The sequence below is a fragment of the Cellvibrio sp. genome, assembly GCF_039207905.1.
Taxonomy (GTDB): domain Bacteria; phylum Pseudomonadota; class Gammaproteobacteria; order Pseudomonadales; family Cellvibrionaceae; genus Cellvibrio.
Genome location: NZ_JBCECX010000008.1, coordinates 1 through 23894, shown reverse-complemented (window position 1 = coordinate 23894; position 23894 = coordinate 1). Strand labels below are relative to the sequence as shown.

Here is a 23894-nt window from a genome sequence, read left to right as displayed (position 1 = left end):
TTTTCAGCATAAAAATCCGTAAATTCATCTTAATTTTTTGGCATAGAACCTGCTATTTTAAAATACGCACTACAGCAGGAGAAAGAAAGATGAACGCACTAGGATTGTCAAACCTGAACCTCTACAGCTCTATAGGTTTATCCGGAAAAAATAAAGCTTACACGCCACAACAAACTGTACTTCCTGAAAAAAACAACTTCACCGCCGATAAAGTAACAATATCGGAGCAAGGAAAAGCGCTTTCAAATCAAGAAGTTCCCGAAGAGTTACTACGAATGGCAATGGCGCCAGGCTGGTATATAGATTACATGCCGATTTCAAGCAAGCTTGGCACACCAGAAACTCGTGAAGTGGGTTACTTTGCGCGCGTAGAAACGTACAAAGAACAGTTTAAAAATGAATTATCCGAATATTGGACTACTTTCAGTAAGGCTTACGAGTCCTCGAAAGAGGAATTCGGAATAAATACTCAAAATGACATGTACGAAAAAGTTATCAAAAATCCAGAAAACAGCGAATCAATCCGTCAAACGGTTGAGCAAAAAATAGCGGCCAATCCAAGAGCGCTTGAACTAATGAATATTTTAGGTATCAAGCGGAAATAACACGGGATATAAGCTGCCATAAAGCGGCAATTAATTTCCCCCTTCACCCTATCAGAATTAATATTATCCAGTTTTAGATGATGAGAAATTAGCGCGCTATTTGATATTTTTTAATGATCGGATTTTTTAAAAAGATTTTGGTATTTTTTATAGCTTCCCCAAACTAGCATTACCAACCCCATTGAATTGATCGTTTCTTGAAATGATTCCCGCCATTGACGCGGGCAAGTGTTTTTATATTATAGAAAATAGCTCTATCCAGATTGCTATTAAAAAATAGAGACCCGCCCCAAATACAATTGACCGCACAAGCACTTGATTAAACGTAATATGTACCAAAGTATGAATATACCTTGATACTACAAATCCCCAAGCATTAAAAATAAGATGTTCGCTTACATAAGCCAAGCTAATAGATAAAACACAAGCCGCAATAAAAACTAGTGGAAGTTGAAACAGGTTGTTCAGATTATTCGTTGTTTTAGTTACATAACTTGGCACTTGGTCGCCATCAAAGACTTCGTAGTCCGACAGCTTTGTCGAACCAAATTTGATAGCCCACATACGACACACAAAGGCAACAAAAAACATCGTTGCAATCAGAATAAGTAATGTAAATAATGGTTCTTTCATGTTTATTCCTTAAACTGGATTATTTATGAGCTGAGCCTTTAGCATCTCATTTTTACTTATTGCGTATTTCTGCAACTTCATCAAACCACAAACTGCACATACAACTCATGCATCGTCGGAACCAGTGACGCAACCAGTAATAACGCCATCACCCAATTAAAAATACGAATGCGGACAGGATTTGATAGCAGGTTTTTCAGGGAGGCACCAAATAGTAACCACAGGCCAGTGCATGGCAGTCCGAAAAAGATAAATGCCAGAGTGATGGTTCCCACTTGCACTAGATAATTACCACCCGCCGATGCAAAGGTGACAACAGCACCGATTGCCATAATCCAGGCTTTTGGGTTTACCCATTGAAATAACGCAGCTTGAATAAAAGTGAATGGCTTTTTCTTTTCAGTATTTAATTTATCAGTTGATGCGGTTGCTACCCGATAAGCCAGGTAGAGTAAGTAGCAGATGCCTACCACTTTTAATAGCGTATGCAAAACCGGGAATTGCTTGAACAAGATACCCGCGCCCAACCCGGCGGCAATAATAACCAATGGGAAACCGACGTTAATGCCGAAAAAGTGCGGGAGGCTTTTTTTGATTCCATAATTTACGCCGGATGCCAATATCAAAATATTATTAGGGCCCGGCGTTATTGATGTGGCAATCACAAAGAGAATGAGCGCAAGGTAATCCATATTCACCTTTTACGAGCCTGAAAACAGGCTCTCATTTATATCGCAGCTTGTAACCATAATGGCTTTAACGATAGTTTTTATTTTACGCGCCTGCAAATTTTGCTTTGCTGATAGCGGCAAAGCGCTGCAACAAACTAGTGGCCTCCTGTGTAGCCTCCACCTTTGCCAATAAGCGCTCATGATCATCCAGTTTCGCTTGCAATTGGGTGATGTAACCACGCATGGCAGTAGCGGAAAATTCCGGATGGAACTGCACACCCCAGGCGTAATTACCGATACGGTATGCTTGATGCGGCTCGATGTCGCTGTGCGCTAACAATTGTGCACCCTCGGGCAAGCTGCGAACAGATTGGTAGTGGATCAGCTGCGCGGGAAAGGTTGCTGGCAGTTCACCTAATAACAAATCTTTGTTTGCACCTTCGGCCAAGGTAATTTCCTTTGTGCCGATTTCAAGACCAGCAGGATTAACATTCACCACACCACCGCAGGCATGCGCTAATAATTGGTGACCATAACAAATCCCCAACACCGGCAATTCTTCAGCAACGCAGGATTTTAACCAACCACCTAATCGCTCACTCCAATCTTCGCGGTCGGTCACCATTGCATGGGAACCACTTATCACTACGCCAGATAACTCTGCTGGACGCGGAAATTCTGTTACTTCTGTTGCGCTCACAATAGTATACGGAAGTTCATTACCCAAGCCTGCTGCGATCCAATCGCCAAAGTCGCCCTGGCTTTTGCTGATCTCCGGAAAAGTTTTTCCCGCCATTACAATCAGGATAGGTTTACTCATGGTTACATCTCATCTCAATGTTGACTAACAACTGCATGCATCACTAAAACATTTGGTTTTTAAGTGATGCAAATATTCGTCACGCTTTTTGCTGCACGCCTGCGCCCTGTAAAAACATTTTCTCAATCAACTCTGCCATTCCAGCCCTGGGAACACGCCCGCGATGCTCGGCTTCGATCAATGAGCAGCCTATGCCAAAAAATATTTCACTCAATGCTACTGCGCTGATATCAATACGCAACAACCCTTCGTGCTGACAACGCAGAAAAAATTTATCACTCACTTTTTGAATCTCAAGCCAGCGCTTATCCAGATTTGTCTCTAATAAAAAATCCGGTCTGAAATGGTAAATCAAAAATAGCGTTAGCTCTTTGGAATCCAGCACGCTGGCAATCAGCGACTTAAAGGCTACTTCGACCGGTGCATGTTCAAGGTCGCAAGCCTCAAGTGATAGGGCAACGGTTATGGTTGCCTCTTCCAACAAACGCGCAATGATCTCCTCCCGCGTTGGGCAAAAGCGATACAGAGTCGCTTTGCTTACGCCAACAGCCTTCGCCAATTCTTGCAGGTTTGCCCTTGGCTGATTGGCAAGTGCTACCGCGAGCTGCAGCAATAACGGGTCTGTTTGGTTGGTTGCTGTTGTCACCTAGGCTTCCTCTGGTTATTAGGCCGCTCATTCTACGGCACCGAATGTCAATGTCTAGACGACCCATAAGATACTTATTTTTACCAAATGAATCAAATTTGATTCATTTTATCTTTTTGTATATTATGCGATCCACTTTGGAATCAGTCTCACTGGAGCTTATTAATGATGAAACCTGTCTTTGCACACGCTGGCCTGGCCATTTCCGGGCTAACCCTACTAGCTGTACTTACCGGCTGCGGCGAACAGCCCGCGCAGCAGGGGGCAGGATTTACCCGACAGGTAGAGGTAGTAGTAGCCGAACCTAAGGCGTTGCTGGTGACTGATTCATTGCCCGGCCGTGTAACGCCTGTACGTGAATCGCAAGTACGCGCGCGAGTCGCGGGAATTGTGATGAAACGTCACTTTGAAGAAGGCTCGGACGTAAAAGAAGGACAGTTGTTATTTGAATTGGACGCAGCGCCTTACAAGGTTGCGCTGGCAAAAGCCGCGGCTGAACTTGCCCGCGCTGAAGCCCTATTTACCGAAGCGCAAACCAAGGCCACGCGTTTTGAAGATCTCGCTAAAGCAAAAGCCATCAGCGTGCAGGATCTGGATAGCGCGCGCGCCACCCTCGGCAGCTCCCGCGCCAGCGTGTTGGCTGCCAAAGCCGATGTCGACAGTGCGAAGCTAAATCTCGGATACACACGTATCACGGCACCTATTTCCGGACGAATCGGTAAAGCACTGGTGACCGAAGGCATGTTGGTTGGCCAAAGCGAAGTCACTGAAGTTGCGCACATCCAACAATTAAATCCGGTCTATGTGGACTTCTCTCACGCGTTAAGTAACGAGCTGGCACGTCAGGAAGATAGCCGCAGCGGCAAGCTTGCGGATGGCGACATTCTGGAAGCGCGCGTTGATGGCACTACTCATGTAGTCACCGGCAAGTTGCGTTTCGCTGGCGCAAACGTTGATCAAGTGACCGGCACTATCGCCCTGCGCGGTGAATTCCCCAACGACGATGGTCGCTTGCTGCCTGGCATGTATGTGCAGGTGCTGACGCGTTTGCAAAATCAACCCACTGCTTTCCTCTTACCGCAACGCGCAGTAAGCCGCGGCGCCGATGGTAATCCACAAGTATTTGTGGCTGGCAAACAAGGTGTAGAAGTGCGCCCGATCCAAACCGGAAAAATGATCGGCTCCGAATGGCAAATTCTCTCTGGCCTTAACGCGGGCGACAAAGTGATTGTCGGCAGCAACGCCATGTTGCAACCGGGCGAAAAAGTTGAGCCAGTAATCAAGCAAAAATCCACCACCGGCGTTTAATTGGGGACACTAGACCATGCCTGATTTTTTTATTGCACGTCCCAAATTTGCCTGGGTCGTGGCGATTTTTATCGCACTCGCCGGCTTGCTGGCATTACCCAAATTACCGGTAGCGCAGTACCCGGTTGTTGCACCACCGCAAATCGTGATGTATGCCACCTACCCCGGTGCTTCCGCATCGGTATTGGTAGATTCCGTCACCAGCGTAATTGAAGAAGAACTCAACGGCACAAAAGGGCTGTTGTATTTTGAATCTTCCAGCAACTCCAATGGTATTGCGGAAATTACTGCAACTTTCCAACCGGGAACCAATCCATCGTTTGCGCAGATGGAAGTGCAAAACCGTTTGAAAAAAGCCGAAGCACGTTTGCCCGCTGCAGTAATTACTCAAGGCATTCAAGTTGAAGAAGCTAACGCTGGCTTTTTAATGTTTTATGCCCTCACCTACAAAGACGGCAGCGAACATAAAGAAGTTGTTGGCCTCTCTGATTACGCTGCGCGTTACATCAACAACGAAGTACGCCGTGTAAGCGGTGTGGGTAAATTGCAATTTTTCGCATCAGAAGCCGCGATGCGTATTTGGGTTGATCCGCAAAAACTGATCGGTTACGGCTTGAGTATTGATGATGTAAACAGTGCGATTGCTGCGCAAAACATTCAGGTGCCGGCAGGTAGTTTTGGTTCATCACCAACGCGCGCTGATCAAGAGTTAACGGCCAACATCACCGTAAAAGGCACGCTCAAAGATCCGGAAGAATTCGGCAAGATTACGCTGACGACTTTGCCTAATGGCGCAAGCGTGTTGCTGAAGGATGTCGCACGCATTGAAATTGGCCAGCAGGACTACAACTTTGTATCGCGCCTTAACGGCAAACCTTCTGCGATTGGTGCAGTGCAATTAGCACCCGGTGCCAATGCGATGCAAACCGTGGAAGCCGTTAAAAAACGTTTGGATGAATTGTCGGTAAATTTTCCGGACGATATTGAATTATCTGTTCCCTATGACACCTCGCGCTTTGTTGATGCGGCCATTACCAAAGTAATCCACACACTGGTTGAAGCTATCATCCTGGTGTTTTTGGTCATGCTGTTATTTTTGCAAAGCATTCGCTACACCCTGATTCCCACCATCGTAGTACCTGTGTGTTTGCTTGGAACACTGGCGGTGATGTACGCGATTGGTTTCTCGGTAAATATGATGACCATGTTCGGCATGGTACTGGCGATTGGTATTTTGGTGGACGATGCCATTGTAGTAGTCGAAAACGTTGAGCGGTTAATGGTTGAAGAAAATCTTCCACCAAAAGAAGCCACCATTAAAGCGATGAAACAAGTATCCGGCGCAATTGTGGGAATCACTTTAGTGCTCTCGGCCGTATTTATTCCGCTGGCATTGATGAGTGGATCGGTAGGCGTGATCTACCAACAATTTTCTGTATCGCTTGCTGTATCAATTTTATTTTCCGGTTTCCTTGCACTCACCTTAACACCGGCACTGTGTGCAACTTTGCTCAAACCGGTTGACCCGGGGCATCACGAAAAAACCGGTTTCTACGGTTGGTTTAATCGCAAGTTTCAAACGCTCACCAACAATTATGCGCAATTGAATCACAAGCTGGTACGCAAAACCGGTCGCTACATGATGATTTATTTGGTGATAGTTGCAGTGCTCGCGTTCTTTTACATACGTTTGCCACAAGCATTCGCACCGCAGGAAGACCAGGGCTACATGATTGTGGATGTGCAATTACCTGCAGGTGCAACTACCGCGCGCACCAGCAAAACCATTACCGAATTGGAAAATTATTTGGCGGGCCGCGAGAGCATGGATTCAGTCACCTCCATTCTCGGTTTCAGTTTTTCCGGCATGGGGCCGAATGCAGGCTTGATGTTCCCCACCATGAAAGATTGGAGTGAGCGCGGTGCAGGTCAATCGGCTGCCGATGAAACCAATGCATTCAATGCTAACTTCGCATCGGTAAGCGACGGTATGACAATGGCAGTTACACCACCACCGATTGAGGGCTTGGGTAATTCGGGCGGCTTCTCGCTGCGCTTGCAAGATCGTGCTGGTTTAGGCCGCGAAGCACTCACTGCTGCGCTCGGCGAATTATTGGGGCGCGCGAATCAATCGCCGATTATGGCTTATGCCATGCTGGAAGGATTGCAGGATGCACCCGAATTAAAACTCGACATTGATCGCGATAAAGCCGAAGCCATGGGTGTGAGCTTTCCAGTGATCAGCCAGGCAATTTCCGCTGCATTTGGTTCGGCCACTGTGAATGAATTTAACAATCAGGGTCGCCAGCAACGCGTGGTGGTGCAAGCTGATGTTGAAGCGCGTATGACTCCGGAATCGTTATTGAAATTGCACGTACCTACTTCTTCAGGTTCACAAGTTCCGCTCAGCGCATTTGTTACCGCGCAGTGGGATTTTGGCCCGGTGCAGTTATCGCGCTACAACGGCTACCCCACCTTTAAAATTATGGGCGATGCAAAACCCGGTTACAGCACCGGCGAAGTGCTCGCAGAAATTGAAAGCATTATTGCCGATTTGCCTAAAGGTATTGGTTACGAGTGGACCGGACTTTCCTATCAGGAAAAATTATCCGGCGCGCAAGCACCGATATTAATTAGCCTTGCCATTCTGGTGGTGTTTTTAATTTTGGTTGCGCTTTATGAAAGCTGGTCGATTCCGATAACAGTGTTGTTGATCGTACCTATTGGTGCTTTGGGCGCAGTGCTTGCGGTGACGATTATGGGTATGTCCAACGATGTGTATTTCAAAGTCGGCTTGATCACCATCATCGGGCTTGCAGCGAAAAATGCGATTCTAATTGTTGAGTTTGCCAAAGAACTTCACGCTGCAGGCGCATCTCTGGCCGATGCGGCAATTCAAGCCGCGAAGTTGCGCTTCCGCCCCATCATCATGACGTCTATGGCATTTATCCTCGGCGTATTGCCGCTAACAATTGCAACGGGCGCCGGTGCATCCAGTCAGCAGGCGATTGGCACCAGCGTAATGGGCGGCATGATTACCGCAACCTTGCTCGGCGTAATTTTTGTACCGGTATTTTTTGTGTGGGTGCTATCGCGGTTGTATGTGCGCGATAAAAACACCAATGAAACTGCCGAGACAACAGCATCATAGAAATATTTTCTGCCAGGGATGGCTTGATGTTGCTTTTCAATTTTTACCACACTGCAGAGTTGCTATGAATTTGATCGACAGCAATGACCATTTTTGCAAGATATTCAATAATCTCGATTGGGTGTCGCGCAGCGTTTACAATACCACGTTTGAAAGTTGCATCTTTCAAAACAGCGATTTTTCCAATACCGAATTTAGCCAATGCACATTCATCAATTGTATTTTTAGCAACTGCAATTTAAACAATATCCGTTTCAACCAAAGCGCTCTAACAAGCACGCTATTTTGTTAATCGAGCTGTAGATGTTTTTTCGTAAACATGTTTTTGCACATCATTACAGTAACGCGGTTGCAACAAACATCCTTTTTACCAATCATATTAAGAGATGAATTAATTCGCAGGAGCAATTTGAAATGACAGCCACTCACAGCAGAAGACGCGCACCGGATGATGTAAAGACTGCATTATTCCAGGCCACTATTGAAGGTGCATCGCGCTGCGGGCTGGCAGAATTATCGATCAAGGAAATTGCTGCGCTGGCAGGTTTTACCAAAGGCGGTTTGTATCATCACTACGCATCAAAAGAAGAGTTGATTGATGCTGTTTTCGATCAGTGTCTTGTGGACTTTGGCGATGCAATCCAGGAGCGCATAAAACAGGATAAACAAGCCTACGGGCGTTTCACCCGTGCCTATGTACAAGCAGCTGTAGATGCTTGTGTCACACGCAATACCGCGCAATCCTTATTTATTTTTAATGCGCTGACTGACAAAAAATATGCCTACAAATGGGATGCTTGGGTCTCTGCCAAACTCAGTAAATATCCCGACGAACAACACGCCCCTGCCCTGCGCATAGCGCGCTCTGCCGCCGACGGTTTATGGTTGCAATGTTTTGGAATGCGCCAGCCGGAAGAAAAGCGAGCCGCAACAGCTGACCTCTGCTCGCGACTGGTCGCACTCACAATGCCGGATTGATGCGAAAAAAATACCATGTGCCCGGCATTGATCTGGATTATTATCGGCGGCTGCTGATTCACATCGACAAGATATGCCAACCTGAAAAATCGGGTTGTTTTTTGAACAGGAGACACATATGAATTCCACTGATGCCGCGCCAACCTCCGCGCGCGCGCCACAGCGCATTCGTTTACCGCTGCGCTTTCGCAAAGTACAAGTTACCGCTACTGAAAAATTCGCCACCAGTTTTATCCGCATCACTTTCGATGGAGATGACCTTGAAGGTTTTGATAGCCCCGGTTTTGATGATCACGTAAAACTGTTTTTCCCCGATGCAACCACTGGCGAACTGCGCTTGCCGGAATTAGGCCCTACTGGCCCGGTCTGGCCAGAAGGTGCAAAACCGGTTATGCGCGACTACACCCCCAGATTTTTCGACGGCAATGCCCGCACCTTGGTGATTGATTTCGCTTTGCACGAAGCGGGCCCTGCAACTGCCTGGGCGATACAAGCAAAACCCGGTGATTTGCTTGGGATCGGCGGACCTAAAGGTTCATTTATCATTCCGACCGAATACGATTTCCATTTGCTCGCCGGCGATGAAACTGCCGTGCCTGCTATCGCCCGTCGCTTGGAAGAGTTGCCAGCAACCACTAAAGCAATTGCACTGATTGAAGTTGATGATGCGGGCGATGAAGTTCCACTGTCATCGCAAGCGCAAGTTGAAATCATCTGGTGTTATCGCAAAGGCGCAGTTGCAGGCACCACTACCGTCATCAAAGATGCATTGGAGAAATTAACCCTGCCCGATGGTGAAGGTTATGCGTGGATTGCGTGCGAAACTAAAGCGGCGCGTGTAATTCGCTCCTACTTGGTGAAAGAGCGCAATATGAGTTCCAAGGGTGTTAAAGCTGCCGGTTATTGGCAACTCGGTGTCGCTGATGCGCACGAAAATATGGATGATTAAATCCATTGAATGAAGCAGGATTTCCATCTTGCTTCATTCACTCCTACGCAAAATACTCCACACAGTTTTTTTATGTAGCGATTTATCAATCGCCACTAAGGTCGCTCCAAAATTCTCGCACCCGGTCCCTGCTGACCTAAAATATCTTCCGGATTGCGCAACGGACATTCTTTAAGCGATAGACACCCGCAACCGATACAACCATTGAGTTCATCACGCAGGCGCTGCAGTTTTTGAATGCGTTCATCCAGATTCTCTCGCCATTTCGCCGCCGCCGCACTCCACTGCGCTTCACCTATCTTGCATTCCGACTGATACTCACCGAGCACCTCCTGAATCTCGCCCAGCGGAATCCCCACTCGCTGCGCCACTTTGATAATGGCGATGTAACGCAACACACCAGGCGCATAGCGCCGCTGATTGCCCGCATTGCGCACACTGAAAATCAGCCCCTTAGCCTCATAAAAATGGACAGTGGACACCGCAACGCCACTGCGCCGCGCCACCTCACCCACACTCAACTCCCGCGCAGGAGCCGCATTATTTTTCGCCATGGCTATTGACCTCAAGTTAACTTGAGGATTTATAAAGACACCCAACGCTTTTGGCAAGTCACCAACAGCATCATCTTTGAAATAGATTATCAACCCAAAGCGCCACAAGCGCTGACCATTGGCCAACTCTCAATCAAGGGGTTTCACATGCTCTACCCACAGGAAGAACTATTACAGCGCGACAATGAATTGCTGGTAAAAGGTTTTCTCGATGCCATTTTCAGCAACCAATATCCCGGCCATGATCGCAATGGGTTATTTGCGCAGGCCTTATCAGAGCAAATCAATTGCTGGGGATTTCCCGAATTCAATCCGCAAAACCATTTGGAGTTCAGTGGCTTTTTAAATTATCTGCACGATGTATTCCGGGATTCCAAATACTGCATCGAGCCGCTACTCGCCGATGACAAAAACGTGTTCACCCGCTTTCATGTACAAGGCCAACACAGCGAAGAATTTATGGGGCTGGCAGCTTCAGGGGGGATTATCAGATTCACCGCCATCGGTGTATTCAAAATACATAACAATCGTATCAATGAAGTGCTGATGTATAACAAATCAGTGACCTTAACAACGCCGAAAGGCAGTGTGTATCAATTGATAAAAGCGGTTTAAAAGCCGCCTTTATCAGTTACAGTAAATATGGAGACAGCTAATTGTGATTTCGTTGTATTTTATGGTTCAGCAAGCATGTCTCTATATTCTTTAGCCTCATCCTCAGGCATGTGCTTTAAAAGTACTCGCATAGTAAAATTACCAACTATTTTCTCATTTTTTATGTATTGCCAATCAGTAATGTGATCAGGGATAACCTCTATAACCTCCCCATCTTTCACAGATTCAACAATTTCTGGATTATTATTTATTTCACCAAATATCTGACCGTCTTTTTTATCGATATTTATTACCCAAAAATACTCCACGCCATTTTCGTCTTCTATTTTCACCTTCAATGCAAAATCAGACTCTCCGTTATTTGGTTTTTCATAAATCCCCCAAAACGTTGGCAAGGTTTCTTTGGCTTTAGAAAATGCAGCAAGCATTTCTGGATCATCAGCGGCAATATCTACAGTCTTGTCTCCATATGAGCATGAAGCCAAAAGCACCAACATTACTAAAATCAAAAATCTAAAATTAATCATCAATTTAATTCCTTAAAAACCAGCCTTATTAGCAAGCTAGTGACTTATAGAGATGCCTAACGCACTAATATCAAAATAATGCGATCAATTCACAACGAGAAAAAGTGAATAGAAACCAACTCTAAACACATCAAACAGATCCGCCCATTACGCTGGATAACCACCATCAACAATATAAGCCGCCAATTCATCAGGCGTACCTTTTGGAAAGGCTTCTTTTAAATATTCAAGAAATGTCGATACACGAGCACTCAATAAACGTCGGGACGGATAAAGCGCCCACAATGCAATCTCCGGCAAACCTGCATCGCCCCACTGCACTAACTTACCAGTATTCAGATCATTACTGACGAGTGATATAGGAAGTCGGCCTGCGCCGACGCCCATGCGGACAGCATCGCGAATCATTATCAGTGAAGACAAACGAAGCACGGGATCGATATTAATCGTTGCATTTTCTGTTGGTGTTTTCAGATTCCATATTGCGCTTTGATTACCAGAACCGCGCACCACGGCAGGAACAGTTTCATTATTCATCGGCTGAGGCAATTGCGGGCTTGCGACAACAACTAATCGATCACGCAAAAAAATTCGCCCGACCAAATTTTCATCCGGATCAGGATTAACTCTGATCACCAGGTCGTAACCCTCTTCAACCATTTCTACACTGCGGTCTTCTGTCGTCACCTCAAGGCGAATCTCGGGATACTTCAGCGCAAAACCGGCAGCGAGTTTTCCCATCGCTGTCTGCGCAAAAAGTAGCGGAGCACTAATCCGTAATCTGCCTCGCGGCCTGTCGCCACCTTGGGATATGGACGTCACCGTCTCATCAATCTCGGTAAGCAGCGCGCCCGTCCGCTCGTAAAGCGCCCGCCCCTCTTCAGTGAGTTTCAGAACTCGCGCCCCGCGCTCCAATAGCCGTATGCCCAGGCTCGCCTCTAATTCCACAACTCGTCGGGACAGGGTTGCTTTTGGCCGCCCGGTGGCACGCGCCGCAGCACCAAATCCACCGTGGCGGGCGACCAGATTGAAATCAGCTAACGCATGTAAATCCATATGTTTCACCAATGAGACAGAGCGTCCAAATATACCATCTATCGATCCATATTTGGGATCACTAATATGCGAATCGTCATCTGACACAAACCTTACTAACTCAGGAGCAACACCATGACCATTCTCGTTACAGGCGCAACCGGCACCGTTGGCAATCAAGTAGTAGAGCAACTTGTTAAACGTGGCACCAATGTGCGCGCCCTTGTCCGCGACACAACCAAAGCGAATTTACCCGCAGGCGTTACCTTGGCCCAAGGTGATTTGCTAAACCCCGATTCATTGCGCAGTGCTTTTGAAGGCGTATCCACTCTGTTCTTGCTCAATGCCGTAGTGCCCGACGAATTCACCCAGGCACTTATCGCACTCAACCTGGCCAAAGACGCCGGCGTTAAACATGTGGTTTACCTGTCAGTTATTCACAGCGATGTTTACGTCAATGTGCCTCACTTCGCTGGCAAGTTTGGCGTTGAGCGAATGATCGAGCAGATGGGCTTTAGCGCGACCATTCTGCGCCCCGCTTATTTCATGAATAACGAGTGGACCATCAAAGATGTTGTTCTTGGCTACGGCGTCTACCCCATGCCGATTGGCAACAAAGGTCTGGCCATGATCGATGCCCGCGATATAGGCGAAATCGCCGCGCTTGAATTATTGCGCCGCAATGGAAGTAACGAAGCACTGCCACTTGAACGCATCAATCTGGTTGGCCCGGACACACTGACAGCTACTGATGCAGCAAATATTTGGACAGAAGTATTAGGTCGCCCGATTGTGCATGGCGGTGACGACACCAACAGTTTTGAACAGAACCTGCGTAATTTTATGCCTCACTGGATGGCTTACGACATGCGTTTGATGAGCGAACGTTTTATCAGCGACGGAATGATTCCGAACGCGGGTGATGTTGAGCGCTTGACCACATTATTGGGCCGCCCACTGCGCAGCTATCGCGAATTAGCCACTGAAATTGCAAACGCAGTTTGATCATTTACTTATTCATCAATTTTTAATTCAGGAGCACTCTCATGATTTATTCAAGCGCAACAATTCCGGTTAACCCACAGGGCGAACTGCCTCTGACTCGCACACAAGCGTGGGCAGGTTTAGTACTTAAAGCTCGCGATGCCCGCTTATTTCTACCGCCCGGCCTTTGTACGCAGTGCGATGTCGTGCAAGAAAGCGCAACGCACATTGTGCGTGAAGCGACCATAGCGGGTGACAACTTGCGCGAAATAATCAACTTCGAATCCGAGCAAAAAGTTTCATTTTTTCAGATCACCGGTCCACGCGAAGGGGTAATCATCAACGAATTATTTGAAGATGAATCCGGCGAGCTTCAACTCAGATTTTATTGCTACCTCGGTTTACGCGGCAAAGAACCTGGTGGCCCTGAAGAGCAGGCAGAACAAGCGTGGATTGCAGGAGATCAAGGTTACAAAAAAGCCTTGCTGTCCACACTGAAAAGAACTCGCGAATTATTGGCAGAAGGCAAGCTTTGATCGATGCAACAATACATAGCGCGAGTTAATCTTCGGAAATAACTTGCGCTCCAATCGAATGTTTGCCAATTAATTAACATATACACACCGCTTCATTGCCTTGGCTACTGCGAGTCTTAAATGAGTTGTGTGGATTATCCAGCCAAGGGGGGGATTTTTGTTGAGCTATATCCTGCTGGATTTAGGTGACTTCGTAGGTGTGTAAGATCTGACAGGTGCCTGTTTTGATGTGCAGATGTATATTGACTCCATTCCCAATATCATTTTGCCTTGATACTGTTTTCAATTCGTGATGAGGTTTTAAGTATGATCGAGCTTTTTACCGCAGGCACTCCCAATGGGCATAAAATATCAATCTTGTTAGAGGAGCTTTGTGTTACATATAAAGTAAATCATGTTGATCTCTCAAGTGGAGAGCAAAAAAGCGAACACTTCTTGGGATTAAATCCGAACGGTAAAATTCCAGTCATTGTGGATCATGCCCCATCATTCCAACGTGATCCCATTGTTATTTTTGAGTCTGGCGCAATAATGATTTATCTTGCTGAAAAGTACGGTGCTTTTTTATCGACTGATGCGGAGTCCAGAATGAAAACATTGCAGTGGCTTATGTTTCAGGTTGGCGGTGTCGGGCCTATGATGGGGCAGTCCAACGTTTTCAGACATTACGCACCGCTCAAGATAGAGTATGCAATTGATCGTTATCAAAAAGAAACTCGTAGGCTTCTTGAAGTTCTAAACAAAGCCCTCGACGGAAAACAATATTTAGCTGATCAGTATTCCATCGCAGATATAGCTAACTTTTCATGGGTTAGGGGTTATGAGTGGAGCGGTTCAAGTGTTGATGGATTGGAGAACCTTAAGCGATGGATGAAATCTATTTATACCAGGCCGGCAGTGCAAGCAGGAATTAAGATTCCTTGTGAATCTTTAGGTGGCAGCTTGGAAAAAAACAAGATAGAAACTATTGCTGCGGGAAAAAGTATTTTGATTTAAGAGATATATTTATGACACCAACTAAAGTTTTCATTCACTATCTTAATCAGTTAAAACAACTATTAATTAAAATCGAGTCTCATGATAAGGATCTTTCATGCGAACGGCTCTATTTTAATATGTTTCCACTTTTGCAGCAGGCCAAAACTATGATTAGTTTTTCGCTCAGATGTAGTTGCCCGCTAGCAGGGAGAGAAATAGTTTCTTTTTCTGATGATGATTATTCATTTTCAAGTGTTTTCGCGGAATTGGAAAAGACCCAAAATTATCTAGTCTCGATTCCTGATTCTGACTTTAGACATATGGAAATTGCAAAAGTTAGTACCGCTGCTGGTTTTGCTGACTTGAAATTTGATGGTGAAGATTATTTCATCATGTATGCGCTACCAAACTTTTTCTTCCATTACAGTATGGTCTACGCAATTGCACGGCAAGCTGGAGTAGAAATAGGAAAAGCTAATTTTGATGGTTTTCACAAATATCCACTTGGTTTCACTTTCACAGATGAGTGTGATTAGCAAAGCTAATTTTTATGATTTGTCTGCCTTCATGATAGGGAATACCAATGGATTATGCTGTTTTTTGCCAATACAGACATTTGTTATCAAATGCCTCCAGCCTCAATGAGATAAAATCAATATGTGGGGATTTGTGCGAGTATGTGCATTTTGATTATTTCTGCTTCACTATTTGTGATGTGGTAACTTTGGTTTCGCCTAAGGTAATTTATTTGTCAAATTTCCCTCAGGAGACATTAGATTTTTTCATTCATAGGAAACAATCTGGTACAGATCCATTATTAGGCTATGCATTTTCTAATACTACGTCAGTTTTATGGGGTGAGTTCTCTCGAAATATTGATGGCTCGAAAAACGACAATAGCTATTTTCCTGAACTTTTATCTCAGGGGCTGAATAACGGATTTTCGGTACCTATTAATTCACCCAATGGTCAGGTGGCGCTGATAAGCTTGGCATCAAGAAGTTTAAATCTTGATGAAAAAACTGTTAACGATGCATTAATAACTACCGAGATGTTTAGTCGCTATTTACTTGATTCATTCAATCGAATAGACAAAATCGAGAACCCAAAAGTAAATAACCTGACGGAACGTGAGCTAGAGTGCGTATTTTGGGCGTGCGAAGGCAAAACGGCTTGGGAGATGTCACATATTATTGGTGTCACTGAAAGAACCATTAATTTTCATCTCACATCCGTAATTAAAAAATTAGGTGCGTCTAATAGGCAACATGCGGTTGCGAAGGCTGTACTCTATGGGCTCGTAAAGCCTAAAGCATAATTGACGCTGTACTTGTATTGATGCAGAACTATTTCAACCAACGTCGGCAGTAAAAAATCATCAGGCAGGTTAACGCCGCGACAACAAATGGCATAAACCACAAGCCTCCCATAGCCTCGCGCCCTGCAGACAGCACCAGTGTATATAAGATGTACCCCAAACTACCGAGCAGAGAAAAGGCAAATAAGGTGCTGGCGGCGCGCATTCGAAAAAGCAACGCAAGCGAACCTAATAAACCACCAAAAACTGAAAGAGTCCAACCAACCACAGCCCAATCCGGCACATTTGAAAAATAGTTTATCTGCGCTTCCGTCATCCCCGATGCACGATAATAACTTTGCCCCACACTGACACTCATAATGTAATCGTAGGTTGCAGCAATACTATAAAGCAGAAAAAGCCCGCTGAGCACCCACCCATGCCATGGTAAAACGGACCTTCCCGATACTCTTGTTCCGATTTGATTATTCATCGCAAACCTCAATTGATCTATTAATTTCCTTGAAACACAAATTACTCAATAACCTGTTAAGGGTGATGAGCAACTTATTAGATGCAATTAGGGTTAAATTGGATTCAAATAATGTTGCAGATAGAAAAGCGGGCTTTATGGTTCGATGATGTAGGGCCTGACGTAGGCTTGTAACTCAGCAAAAAAGCGGGTGAACTCCTGCTCGTAAAGATCGTAATCCTGCTCCAGTAACGCGATTGCATTAGCCAGCCCGGCAGGCCTGCGCAGCCGTAAATCAATACGTTGCAACGCGACGCCCACACCCGAAACATCTTTGTAGCTTTCAAAAATATGATGCTCGAATATTCGCTTGAACTTGAACAGGATCTCATCAGGAATATCCCCTTCTATTTCGCACAAATCGCGATGTATATTGCCGGAAAATTGGCCCAAGCCAACCGCAGAATAATTAGCCCAATTTTTTGCTAAAAAATGATCGTAAAATACATCAGTTAGAATTCCGCCGTAACGCTTAAAGTTGGTGGGCATTCGATTGATGCCTGTTTTCACTATCGGATGCGAGTCGGTAAATATGTCAATCGCTTTATGGCAGATGATCCCCTCCTGAAAAGGTGGGGAGAATTTTTTCAGCTCTGTAATTGAAACCAGATCAGGCAATATATTTCCAACGCGAAACTCTATGTTTCGCTTGGATAAATAGGCGTGAGCCAGCCAATTCATTTATTAAAAACCTCGCATTACTGCAATTGCATTAACGGATAAGCAATAGACCTAACAAAAGCTGGATTGTTACAGATGTAGACTCATTGTGCACCAGCACCAATCGATAAAACTGTACACCAGTCAAGCTACCCTCTGGGATATTGAAGTTAATGTGGCAAATCAGAAATCTACTTCTATCGTTAGTAGAACTGTCACGCAATCCTGCGTTCTAATTGTTTGTTACCTCCCCAACCAGCCTCAACGGAACAACCCGCTCTATGTCTGATACGCGCCAGAGTATTCGCGAGTCCTTTTTAACAGCCGTGTTTAGCTTGTTGGGATATGTGGCCAATTGTGATGGGCCGATTAATCGCGCCGAAGGTAAACGCATCAAGTTCTACATTAACAAGATGAATTTGTCGGAAGAGGAACAACGTAAAGCGTTGCATTTAATCAAGGCAGCGACGCGCCCGGATTTTAATGCCAGCCAGGTGTTACAAACGTTTCGCGCAGCGACCACCCCCAAATTAATCCAAATACTCTTGGTGCATCTCACTACTATGGCGAAAGCCGATGGTGCGCTGGTAAAAAAAGAGCTGCATGCGATTCAGTGGATTGCGCGGGAGCTGGGTTATAAGAGCGTTACCTTCAACCATTTATTGCGCATCATCTACGCGCAAGACCAGATAGCACTGCGCCGCCAGCCTCCACAGGCAGCGACTGAATACACGCAAAATACCTATTCGAATCCTACGAAGGCACAAGCGAAAAGCCATAGCGGGAATAACCAGTCGCACAACCAGCCCCGCTACCAAAATATGGATTTGCAGCAGGCTTATGAGGTGTTGGGGATTACCGCGGACATGACCGAAGATGAGATCCGCAGGAATTTCCAGAAACTCATTAGCCAGTACCACCCTGATAAATTGGTCAGCCAGGGTTTACCGCCCGATCAACTGCATGCGGCAACCGAGCGTTTCAAACACATACTTGCCGCCTACGAATTTCTTAAGCATTACCGCTCGATGTATTCCGCTACACAGCCGTGACGGACGCCTGTTGGTTATATAAAAACAATACTTAACACTTGCTTCCAAAACCTTAATCAGATTAGGCGCTGTAAGGCGCCAATCTTCATTAAAATGCGGCGCATTATAAAGCCGATAAACGGCACTCATTGGCGATGGCAACATGCGGGAATTCTACAACAAGGCACTCACCAGACTGCTGTGCTTACTGCTGGCCACCTGTTTGGCGGGCTATTTCTGTTTCGAAAATGCTTTTCTGGAAACCCTGTTGCTGCCTGCCGGGAGTGACGACTTACCCTGGCATACAGAGCCGGATACCGATGTCCGCAACGGCGGCGATTCAGTGGTGCTAGTACACGATGACAAGTTCAGCCTGAACTTTGATATCAAACTCACCCACACAGCTCAGTACCCGCACGCCGCGATTGCATTGGTTTTTGGTAAAGACAGCAAAACACCACAGCTTGCAGATCTATCGGGCTACGACAAAATCAGCTTCAGCGCAAAATGCTCGGCGGAAAATATGTTGGGCTTCTCTGTCGCGACTTTTGATCAGCGGGTTACCAAACCCGGCGATCTCGACACCTATCGCACGCCGACCACTTTTTTCTCCTGCAGCACCCAGTGGAACCGGATCGAGATTGACCTGACCCGGCTGGAGATTTTGCAGTGGTGGTTTGATCTATTTAAGGTCGGGCTTTCCGATAAACATTACAAACTCGACCAAGTTGCGCGGATGACCTTTGGCAACAGTTTCCAAAGCCCAATGGAGATCGACTCGAATATCCAGATTACCGAAATTACGCTAGCCGGGCGCAATCCAATTTACCTGTACTTGTTTGGCGCCTTTGCAGCGCTGATCTGGAGCGCCTACGGGTTTTGGTTTTTCCGTCAGCATACCCAAGCGCTGGTGCGCGAGCTAAAAGATAAAACCCAGCGCGACCGCCCGCTTATTGCCTACCAGCAGCTTTCGGTTGAATCACATCGCGACCGCGATAGAAGTGCAATCCTGCATTTTATGGCCACCCAATACTCCAATACCGAATTGAGTCTGGACGGCATGGCAACCGCTATAGGTGTAAGCCGCAGCAAGATCAACGACATCCTCAAGTCAGAGCTGGGCTTCACCTTTACCGGCTACTTGAACAAGCTCCGCCTGACGGAAGCAGCGCGCCTGTTGGCACAAACGGAAGATGCCAACATTGCCGAGATAGCTTATTCAGTGGGTTACAAAAACGTTTCCTACTTCAACAAACTGTTCAAGGAAGAGTACAGCTGTACGCCCAAAATGTTTAAAACGCTGTCTGATAAAACCACCGACAGCGACGCCTGAAACTTCAAATTTTGTCAAAAAAACTTCAATTTTTAGCAGATTGATAAAAGTTTTCAGGTAATTGCTAACGCTTAACGCCCACACAAAGCAGACTGGATGTTCTGCTTTACCCCCCCACTGAGCCGGAGCCTCAAACTTCTGGCCGGTGGGATTTTTATATCGGGACCGCAGTGACAATGGGAGTCACGCCCCCTTTTGACCGCTTTGTTGACTTAGGTTGTCTATGAACCCGATCCAAAAAATTGTCGATAGCCATGCAATCAAGGCCCTGTTTACCGTCAAGCTGGTCGAACAAGGCGATGGAAAAATCACCCTGCGTTTTAAAGCCCGCGAGGATTCAATCCACGGCCACCAAGGCGTGACCGGACTGATGATCGACTGCGCCGCCCGCGCTGCAGGTTACAGCTCACTCGGCCAATCATTTTTATCCGAGTGCGAGACCAGCATCCAACCATCGCCCCATGCGCGCGAGTTTATCGCCTACACCAACATCACGTGGGCCGACAATCAATGTGCGACCTTTTACTGCGATATTTATAGCCTGCATCGCACCGCTAAAACGCTGGTAGCGGAATCCCAGGGAACCCTGTCAAAAGCAAAACCGGCGTTAGCACGGGTGGCGTAAATCTCGCTCAAAAACAATAAACATCCATCACAAGGAAGCACCATGAAATTTCTGTCTCCGGTCAGCCTGTTGCCATTTGCACTTGCATTGATCTTCAGTGCGCAGGCAGTAGCCAATTCAATTGAACACAGCACGCAGAAACACCGCGTTATTGTGCTAACCGATATAGAAGCTGATCCGGACGATACCCAATCTCTGGTGCGCTTTTTCCTTTACGCCAATGTGATCGATATCCAGGGGCTGGTCGCTACCACATCGGTACATCAAAAAAATGTTGTCGCGCCGGAATCCATACGCAAGGTGATTCGCGCTTACGGCAAAGTGCAGCGCAACCTGGAAAAACACGAAGCCGGTTTTCCGAGTGAGAAACAGTTGTTGTCGCTGGTCAAACAAGGCCAGCCGGTTTATGGCATCAATGGAATGGGTGCAGGTAAGGATACCGAGGGATCGGATTGGATCATCCGCACACTGGAGCTGGACGACCAACGCCCGCTGTGGATTTCCGTGTGGGGCGGTGCCAACACGCTCGCACAAGCACTGCATAAATTGAAAGAGACGCGTACTGATGCCGAGCTGCAAAAACTGCTGGCGAAGATCCGCGTCTACGCCATCTCAGATCAGGACGACACAGGTATCTGGATCAGAAAAAACTTCCCCGATCTATTTTATATCATCAGCCCCGGTGGCTATGGCGCAGCGACTTGGGTCGGCATCCATAAAGTAGTAGAAGGTATAGATAACACAACCATCAGCAACCAATGGATCGCCGACAATATCCAACAAGGGCATGGCCCACTGGGTGCGATATATCCCGATGTTGCCTACAGTGCCGAAGGCGATACTCCGGCATGGCTGTCGCTGATTCCCAATGGCTTAAATGCACCTGAGCATCCCAACTGGGGCGGCTGGGGTGGGCGCTACGAATTGTATATTCCGGAGCGCGCCAAAACCGACCCGAGCGGATTTAATGGCGGCATTCCCATCGAACAGGAGCCCCGCGCAATTTGGACCAACGCGATTGATACCTACGCACCAATTGTTGATGGCGCTTATGGCCGCGCGACGCGCAACAGCGATAAATCATTTAGCGACTTCCACGTTGGCATCTGGCGCTGGCGCGATGATTTCCAAAATGACTTTGCCGCGCGTATGGATTGGACAACCAAATCCGTTGGTGAAGCAAACCATCCGCCGGTAGTAAAGCTCAGCCACGCCGAGTCCCTGCGGGTAAAATCCGGCCACTATTTTTCGCTGGATGCCAGCAACTCAAGTGACCCGGACGGCGATAGTCTGAGCTTTTACTGGTCGCTATACCCCGAAGCCGGCAGCTACAAAGGCCCATTTAAAATCGATACACAAAACCTCGCCAGAATTGGTGCTTTTGCCCCCAAGGTTGAGCGGGAAGAAACCCTGCATTTTATCGTGCGCGTCGCTGACAAAGGCACGCCAAAACTCGCGCGCTACAAACGCGTGATTGTGACGCTGGCACCTTAAGTCGAACGGATGACCGGGGCGCCACAGTGGCGCCCTTCCCGCCCAACCCAGACCAAACAGCGGCAATAATTAGAGAAGAAGCCACCTTTAGATTCTGGCGCTCATCCCCATCTAAGCTGCGTTCACGAGACTAGCGGCTCATTTCATCCCCTGATCCTGACCGAAAAGTGTAAAACAATTGCGTTAGACTTCTTTTTCGTTGGGCAATTTGGATTAACTTCCTGTATATTACGCCGCTATTTTCAAACCCAGCTTTTTCTAACCCTGTTTAACATAACGAGAGTCCTATGGCTGCTGACTTATCCCTTTACAGAAATATCGGTATCTTCGCCCACGTGGACGCCGGTAAAACCACTACCACCGAGCGTATCCTTAAGCTCACCGGTCAAATCCACAAAATCGGTGAAGTTCACGAAGGTGAATCGACTACTGACTTCATGGTGCAAGAAGCCGAGCGCGGCATCACCATTCAGTCGGCAGCGGTAAGCTGTTTCTGGAAAGGTCACCGCTTTAACGTTATCGATACCCCCGGACACGTTGACTTCACCGTAGAAGTGTATCGTTCTCTGAAAGTATTGGACGGCGGCATCGGCGTATTCTGTGGTTCTGGTGGTGTTGAGCCACAATCAGAAACCAACTGGCGCTATGCGAACGACTCTAAAGTGTCTCGCTTGATTTTCGTAAACAAGCTGGACCGTATCGGTGCAGACTTCATCCGCGTAACCGAGCAAGTAAAAAATGTTCTGGGTGCAAACCCATTGATCATGACCCTGCCTATTGGCCGTGAAGATACCTTTACTGGTGTAGTTGATATCCTGAACCGTCAAGCGTTTGTATGGGATGACTCTGGCAAGCCAGAAAACTACAAAGTGGTCGATATTCCTGCTGACATGGTGGACGACGTTGAACTGTACCGCAGCCAATTGGTTGAGACTGCAGTAGAACAAGACGACGACCTGATGATGGCCTACATGGACGGCGAAGAGCCTTCTGTTGAAGACCTGAAACGCTGCATCCGTAAAGGCTGTCGCGACCTGGCATTCTTCCCAACTTTCTGTGGTTCTGCCTTTAAAAACAAAGGTATGCAATTGTTGCTGGACGGCGTAGTTGACTACCTGCCATCCCCAACTGAAGTTAATCCACAGCCTTTGACTGACGAAGAAGGTAATCCAAACGGTCAGTTCGCTATCGTTTCTGCCGACGAGCCATTCCGCGCGCTGGCGTTCAAGATCATGGACGACCGTTTCGGCGCCCTGACCTTCTGCCGTATCTACTCAGGTGTGTTGAACAAAGGTGACACCATCCTCAACTCCTTCACCGGCAAAACCGAACGTGTTGGCCGTATGGTTGAGATGCAAGCAAACGACCGTACCGATCTGACCACAGCGCAAGCAGGTGACATCATCGCGTTGGTAGGCTTGAAGAACGTGCAAACCGGTCACACCCTGTGTGATCCAAAACACGAGTGTACTCTTGAGCCGATGATCTTCCCTGAGCCAGTAATTTCTATTGCTGTAACTCCGAAAGACAAGAGCATGATCGAGAAAATGGCTACTGCCATTGGCAAGCTGGTTTCTGAAGACCCAACTTTCCGTGTTGAAACCGATCAAGACTCAGGTGAAACCATTCTGAAAGGTATGGGTGAACTTCACTTGGATATTAAAGTGGACATCATGAAGCGCACCTACGGTGTTGAGCTGAATGTTGGTCAACCACAAGTAGCCTACCGCGAAACCATTACCCGTGAGATCGAAGACAGCTACACCCACAAGAAGCAATCAGGTGGTTCTGGTCAGTACGGTAAGATCGACTACCGCATCAAGCCGGGCGAGCCAAACACTGGCTTCGTATTCAAGACCTCCGTTGTTGGTGGTAGCGTTCCAAAAGAATTCTACCCTGCAATTGAAAAAGGTTTTGAAAGCATGATGAGCA

Annotated in this window: 27 protein-coding genes; 17 read left to right on the top strand and 10 right to left on the bottom strand. The window is 46.9% G+C overall.

The genetic code is table 11. The features are described from left to right. Positions 1–89: 89 nt before the first annotated feature. Positions 90–605, top strand: coding sequence for a hypothetical protein (locus tag AAGC78_RS06300; protein WP_435783200.1), 516 nt, complete (start codon positions 90–92; stop codon positions 603–605). Positions 606–839: 234 nt separating this feature from the next. Here the strand turns inward: AAGC78_RS06300 and AAGC78_RS06295 are convergent, their stop codons facing one another. The 4 genes from AAGC78_RS06295 to AAGC78_RS06280 form a co-directional block, all read right to left on the bottom strand. Beyond that, positions 840–1238 carry an MAPEG family protein gene (locus AAGC78_RS06295; RefSeq protein ID WP_435783199.1) on the bottom strand — a complete coding sequence of 133 codons (399 nt, stop codon included), beginning with the start codon at positions 1236–1238 and terminating at the stop codon, positions 840–842. A gap of 80 nt (positions 1239–1318) precedes the next feature. Continuing rightward, positions 1319–1930: a LysE family translocator gene (locus AAGC78_RS06290; RefSeq protein WP_435783324.1), complete on the bottom strand. Its 612-nt coding sequence runs from the start codon at positions 1928–1930 to the stop codon at positions 1319–1321. An 82-nt stretch (positions 1931–2012) separates the two neighbouring features. Continuing rightward, complete coding sequence (locus AAGC78_RS06285) at positions 2013–2729, bottom strand: glutamine amidotransferase (RefSeq protein WP_435783198.1); 717 nt, start codon at positions 2727–2729, stop codon at positions 2013–2015. Between the two features lie 79 nt (positions 2730–2808). Continuing rightward, entirely contained in the window at positions 2809–3375 is a 567-nt protein-coding gene (locus AAGC78_RS06280) for a TetR/AcrR family transcriptional regulator (protein WP_435783197.1), read from the bottom strand. 165 nt (positions 3376–3540) lie between these two features. On the opposite strand from AAGC78_RS06280, the gene AAGC78_RS06275 reads away from it, so the two are divergent. Further along, positions 3541–4683: an efflux RND transporter periplasmic adaptor subunit gene (locus tag AAGC78_RS06275; RefSeq protein ID WP_435783196.1), complete on the top strand. Its 1143-nt coding sequence runs from the start codon at positions 3541–3543 to the stop codon at positions 4681–4683. Positions 4684–4699: 16 nt separating this feature from the next. Continuing rightward, the gene (locus tag AAGC78_RS06270; protein ID WP_435783195.1) at positions 4700–7834 is read left to right on the top strand and encodes a multidrug efflux RND transporter permease subunit; all 3135 of its coding nucleotides are present in this window, start codon (positions 4700–4702) and stop codon (positions 7832–7834) included. A gap of 43 nt (positions 7835–7877) precedes the next feature. On the opposite strand, the gene AAGC78_RS06265 is transcribed toward AAGC78_RS06270, so the two are convergent. Next, on the bottom strand, positions 7878–8036 hold the full coding sequence (locus AAGC78_RS06265; RefSeq protein WP_435783325.1) for a hypothetical protein: 159 nt from the start codon (positions 8034–8036) through the stop codon (positions 7878–7880). On the opposite strand from AAGC78_RS06265, the gene AAGC78_RS06260 reads away from it, so the two are divergent. The 3 genes from AAGC78_RS06260 to AAGC78_RS06250 all read left to right on the top strand — a co-directional run bounded on the left by AAGC78_RS06260 (position 7995) and on the right by AAGC78_RS06250 (position 9761). After that, on the top strand, positions 7995–8126 hold the full coding sequence (locus tag AAGC78_RS06260; RefSeq protein ID WP_435783323.1) for a pentapeptide repeat-containing protein: 132 nt from the start codon (positions 7995–7997) through the stop codon (positions 8124–8126). The two genes, AAGC78_RS06265 and AAGC78_RS06260, sit on opposite strands and share 42 nt — an antisense overlap. A gap of 122 nt (positions 8127–8248) precedes the next feature. Further along, on the top strand, positions 8249–8812 hold the full coding sequence (locus AAGC78_RS06255) for a TetR/AcrR family transcriptional regulator (RefSeq protein ID WP_435783194.1): 564 nt from the start codon (positions 8249–8251) through the stop codon (positions 8810–8812). 118 nt (positions 8813–8930) lie between these two features. Beyond that, positions 8931–9761 carry a siderophore-interacting protein gene (locus AAGC78_RS06250; protein WP_435783193.1) on the top strand — a complete coding sequence of 277 codons (831 nt, stop codon included), beginning with the start codon at positions 8931–8933 and terminating at the stop codon, positions 9759–9761. Positions 9762–9856: 95 nt separating this feature from the next. Here AAGC78_RS06250 and soxR read toward each other — a convergent pair whose 3' ends face one another. Continuing rightward, positions 9857–10315 (bottom strand): redox-sensitive transcriptional activator SoxR, encoded by a 459-nt coding sequence (gene soxR / locus AAGC78_RS06245; protein WP_435783192.1) that lies wholly within the window; start codon positions 10313–10315, stop codon positions 9857–9859. Positions 10316–10462: 147 nt separating this feature from the next. Between soxR and AAGC78_RS06240 the strand changes: the two genes are divergently transcribed. After that, positions 10463–10930, top strand: a complete 468-nt coding sequence (locus AAGC78_RS06240) for an ester cyclase (RefSeq protein ID WP_435783191.1) — start codon at positions 10463–10465, stop codon at positions 10928–10930. A 59-nt stretch (positions 10931–10989) separates the two neighbouring features. Here AAGC78_RS06240 and AAGC78_RS06235 read toward each other — a convergent pair whose 3' ends face one another. Both AAGC78_RS06235 and AAGC78_RS06230 read right to left on the bottom strand, forming a co-directional pair. Then, a complete protein-coding gene (locus AAGC78_RS06235; protein WP_435783190.1) occupies positions 10990–11457 on the bottom strand; it encodes a YegJ family protein in 468 nt (155 codons plus the stop codon). Positions 11458–11604: 147 nt separating this feature from the next. Beyond that, complete coding sequence (locus AAGC78_RS06230) at positions 11605–12513, bottom strand: LysR family transcriptional regulator (protein ID WP_435783189.1); 909 nt, start codon at positions 12511–12513, stop codon at positions 11605–11607. Between the two features lie 114 nt (positions 12514–12627). Between AAGC78_RS06230 and AAGC78_RS06225 the strand changes: the two genes are divergently transcribed. The 5 genes from AAGC78_RS06225 to AAGC78_RS06205 all read left to right on the top strand — a co-directional run bounded on the left by AAGC78_RS06225 (position 12628) and on the right by AAGC78_RS06205 (position 16308). Next, positions 12628–13497: an NmrA/HSCARG family protein gene (locus AAGC78_RS06225; protein WP_435783188.1), complete on the top strand. Its 870-nt coding sequence runs from the start codon at positions 12628–12630 to the stop codon at positions 13495–13497. 41 nt (positions 13498–13538) lie between these two features. Further along, positions 13539–14012, top strand: coding sequence for an AtaL-like protein (locus tag AAGC78_RS06220; protein ID WP_435783187.1), 474 nt, complete (start codon positions 13539–13541; stop codon positions 14010–14012). A gap of 306 nt (positions 14013–14318) precedes the next feature. Then, the gene (locus tag AAGC78_RS06215; protein ID WP_435783186.1) at positions 14319–15008 is read left to right on the top strand and encodes a glutathione S-transferase family protein; all 690 of its coding nucleotides are present in this window, start codon (positions 14319–14321) and stop codon (positions 15006–15008) included. Between the two features lie 11 nt (positions 15009–15019). Next, positions 15020–15526: a DUF1993 domain-containing protein gene (locus AAGC78_RS06210; protein ID WP_435783185.1), complete on the top strand. Its 507-nt coding sequence runs from the start codon at positions 15020–15022 to the stop codon at positions 15524–15526. A gap of 47 nt (positions 15527–15573) precedes the next feature. Continuing rightward, positions 15574–16308, top strand: a complete 735-nt coding sequence (locus AAGC78_RS06205; protein ID WP_435783184.1) for an autoinducer binding domain-containing protein — start codon at positions 15574–15576, stop codon at positions 16306–16308. A gap of 28 nt (positions 16309–16336) precedes the next feature. Here AAGC78_RS06205 and AAGC78_RS06200 read toward each other — a convergent pair whose 3' ends face one another. After that, positions 16337–16780: a hypothetical protein gene (locus AAGC78_RS06200; protein ID WP_435783183.1), complete on the bottom strand. Its 444-nt coding sequence runs from the start codon at positions 16778–16780 to the stop codon at positions 16337–16339. Positions 16781–16915: 135 nt separating this feature from the next. Continuing rightward, entirely contained in the window at positions 16916–17500 is a 585-nt protein-coding gene (locus AAGC78_RS06195) for an ACP phosphodiesterase (RefSeq protein WP_435783182.1), read from the bottom strand. A gap of 260 nt (positions 17501–17760) precedes the next feature. On the opposite strand from AAGC78_RS06195, the gene djlA reads away from it, so the two are divergent. The 5 genes from djlA to fusA all read left to right on the top strand — a co-directional run. Continuing rightward, positions 17761–18531 carry a co-chaperone DjlA gene (gene djlA, locus AAGC78_RS06190; protein ID WP_435783181.1) on the top strand — a complete coding sequence of 257 codons (771 nt, stop codon included), beginning with the start codon at positions 17761–17763 and terminating at the stop codon, positions 18529–18531. 142 nt (positions 18532–18673) lie between these two features. Continuing rightward, positions 18674–19843, top strand: coding sequence for a helix-turn-helix domain-containing protein (locus AAGC78_RS06185; RefSeq protein ID WP_435783180.1), 1170 nt, complete (start codon positions 18674–18676; stop codon positions 19841–19843). A 223-nt stretch (positions 19844–20066) separates the two neighbouring features. Continuing rightward, positions 20067–20468 (top strand): hypothetical protein, encoded by a 402-nt coding sequence (locus AAGC78_RS06180; protein ID WP_435783179.1) that lies wholly within the window; start codon positions 20067–20069, stop codon positions 20466–20468. A 42-nt stretch (positions 20469–20510) separates the two neighbouring features. Further along, positions 20511–21962, top strand: a complete 1452-nt coding sequence (locus AAGC78_RS06175) for a nucleoside hydrolase-like domain-containing protein (protein ID WP_435783178.1) — start codon at positions 20511–20513, stop codon at positions 21960–21962. A 287-nt stretch (positions 21963–22249) separates the two neighbouring features. Continuing rightward, positions 22250–23894: elongation factor G (gene fusA / locus AAGC78_RS06170; RefSeq protein ID WP_435783177.1), on the top strand; the 1645-nt coding region annotated here is incomplete at its 3' end.

Coding starts and splice junctions, on each gene's coding strand:
- AAGC78_RS06300 (WP_435783200.1), top strand. CDS start 90: ATGAACGCACTAGGATTGTCAAACCTGAACCTCTACAGCTCTATAGGT.
- AAGC78_RS06295 (WP_435783199.1), bottom strand. CDS start 1,238: ATGAAAGAACCATTATTTACATTACTTATTCTGATTGCAACGATGTTT.
- AAGC78_RS06290 (WP_435783324.1), bottom strand. CDS start 1,930: ATGGATTACCTTGCGCTCATTCTCTTTGTGATTGCCACATCAATAACG.
- AAGC78_RS06285 (WP_435783198.1), bottom strand. CDS start 2,729: ATGAGTAAACCTATCCTGATTGTAATGGCGGGAAAAACTTTTCCGGAG.
- AAGC78_RS06275 (WP_435783196.1), top strand. CDS start 3,541: ATGATGAAACCTGTCTTTGCACACGCTGGCCTGGCCATTTCCGGGCTA.
- AAGC78_RS06270 (WP_435783195.1), top strand. CDS start 4,700: ATGCCTGATTTTTTTATTGCACGTCCCAAATTTGCCTGGGTCGTGGCG.
- AAGC78_RS06255 (WP_435783194.1), top strand. CDS start 8,249: ATGACAGCCACTCACAGCAGAAGACGCGCACCGGATGATGTAAAGACT.
- AAGC78_RS06250 (WP_435783193.1), top strand. CDS start 8,931: ATGAATTCCACTGATGCCGCGCCAACCTCCGCGCGCGCGCCACAGCGC.
- soxR (WP_435783192.1), bottom strand. CDS start 10,315: ATGGCGAAAAATAATGCGGCTCCTGCGCGGGAGTTGAGTGTGGGTGAG.
- AAGC78_RS06240 (WP_435783191.1), top strand. CDS start 10,463: ATGCTCTACCCACAGGAAGAACTATTACAGCGCGACAATGAATTGCTG.
- AAGC78_RS06235 (WP_435783190.1), bottom strand. CDS start 11,457: ATGATTAATTTTAGATTTTTGATTTTAGTAATGTTGGTGCTTTTGGCT.
- AAGC78_RS06230 (WP_435783189.1), bottom strand. CDS start 12,513: ATGGATTTACATGCGTTAGCTGATTTCAATCTGGTCGCCCGCCACGGT.
- AAGC78_RS06225 (WP_435783188.1), top strand. CDS start 12,628: ATGACCATTCTCGTTACAGGCGCAACCGGCACCGTTGGCAATCAAGTA.
- AAGC78_RS06220 (WP_435783187.1), top strand. CDS start 13,539: ATGATTTATTCAAGCGCAACAATTCCGGTTAACCCACAGGGCGAACTG.
- AAGC78_RS06215 (WP_435783186.1), top strand. CDS start 14,319: ATGATCGAGCTTTTTACCGCAGGCACTCCCAATGGGCATAAAATATCA.
- AAGC78_RS06210 (WP_435783185.1), top strand. CDS start 15,020: ATGACACCAACTAAAGTTTTCATTCACTATCTTAATCAGTTAAAACAA.
- AAGC78_RS06205 (WP_435783184.1), top strand. CDS start 15,574: ATGGATTATGCTGTTTTTTGCCAATACAGACATTTGTTATCAAATGCC.
- AAGC78_RS06200 (WP_435783183.1), bottom strand. CDS start 16,780: ATGAATAATCAAATCGGAACAAGAGTATCGGGAAGGTCCGTTTTACCA.
- AAGC78_RS06195 (WP_435783182.1), bottom strand. CDS start 17,500: ATGAATTGGCTGGCTCACGCCTATTTATCCAAGCGAAACATAGAGTTT.
- djlA (WP_435783181.1), top strand. CDS start 17,761: ATGTCTGATACGCGCCAGAGTATTCGCGAGTCCTTTTTAACAGCCGTG.
- AAGC78_RS06185 (WP_435783180.1), top strand. CDS start 18,674: ATGCGGGAATTCTACAACAAGGCACTCACCAGACTGCTGTGCTTACTG.
- AAGC78_RS06180 (WP_435783179.1), top strand. CDS start 20,067: ATGAACCCGATCCAAAAAATTGTCGATAGCCATGCAATCAAGGCCCTG.
- AAGC78_RS06175 (WP_435783178.1), top strand. CDS start 20,511: ATGAAATTTCTGTCTCCGGTCAGCCTGTTGCCATTTGCACTTGCATTG.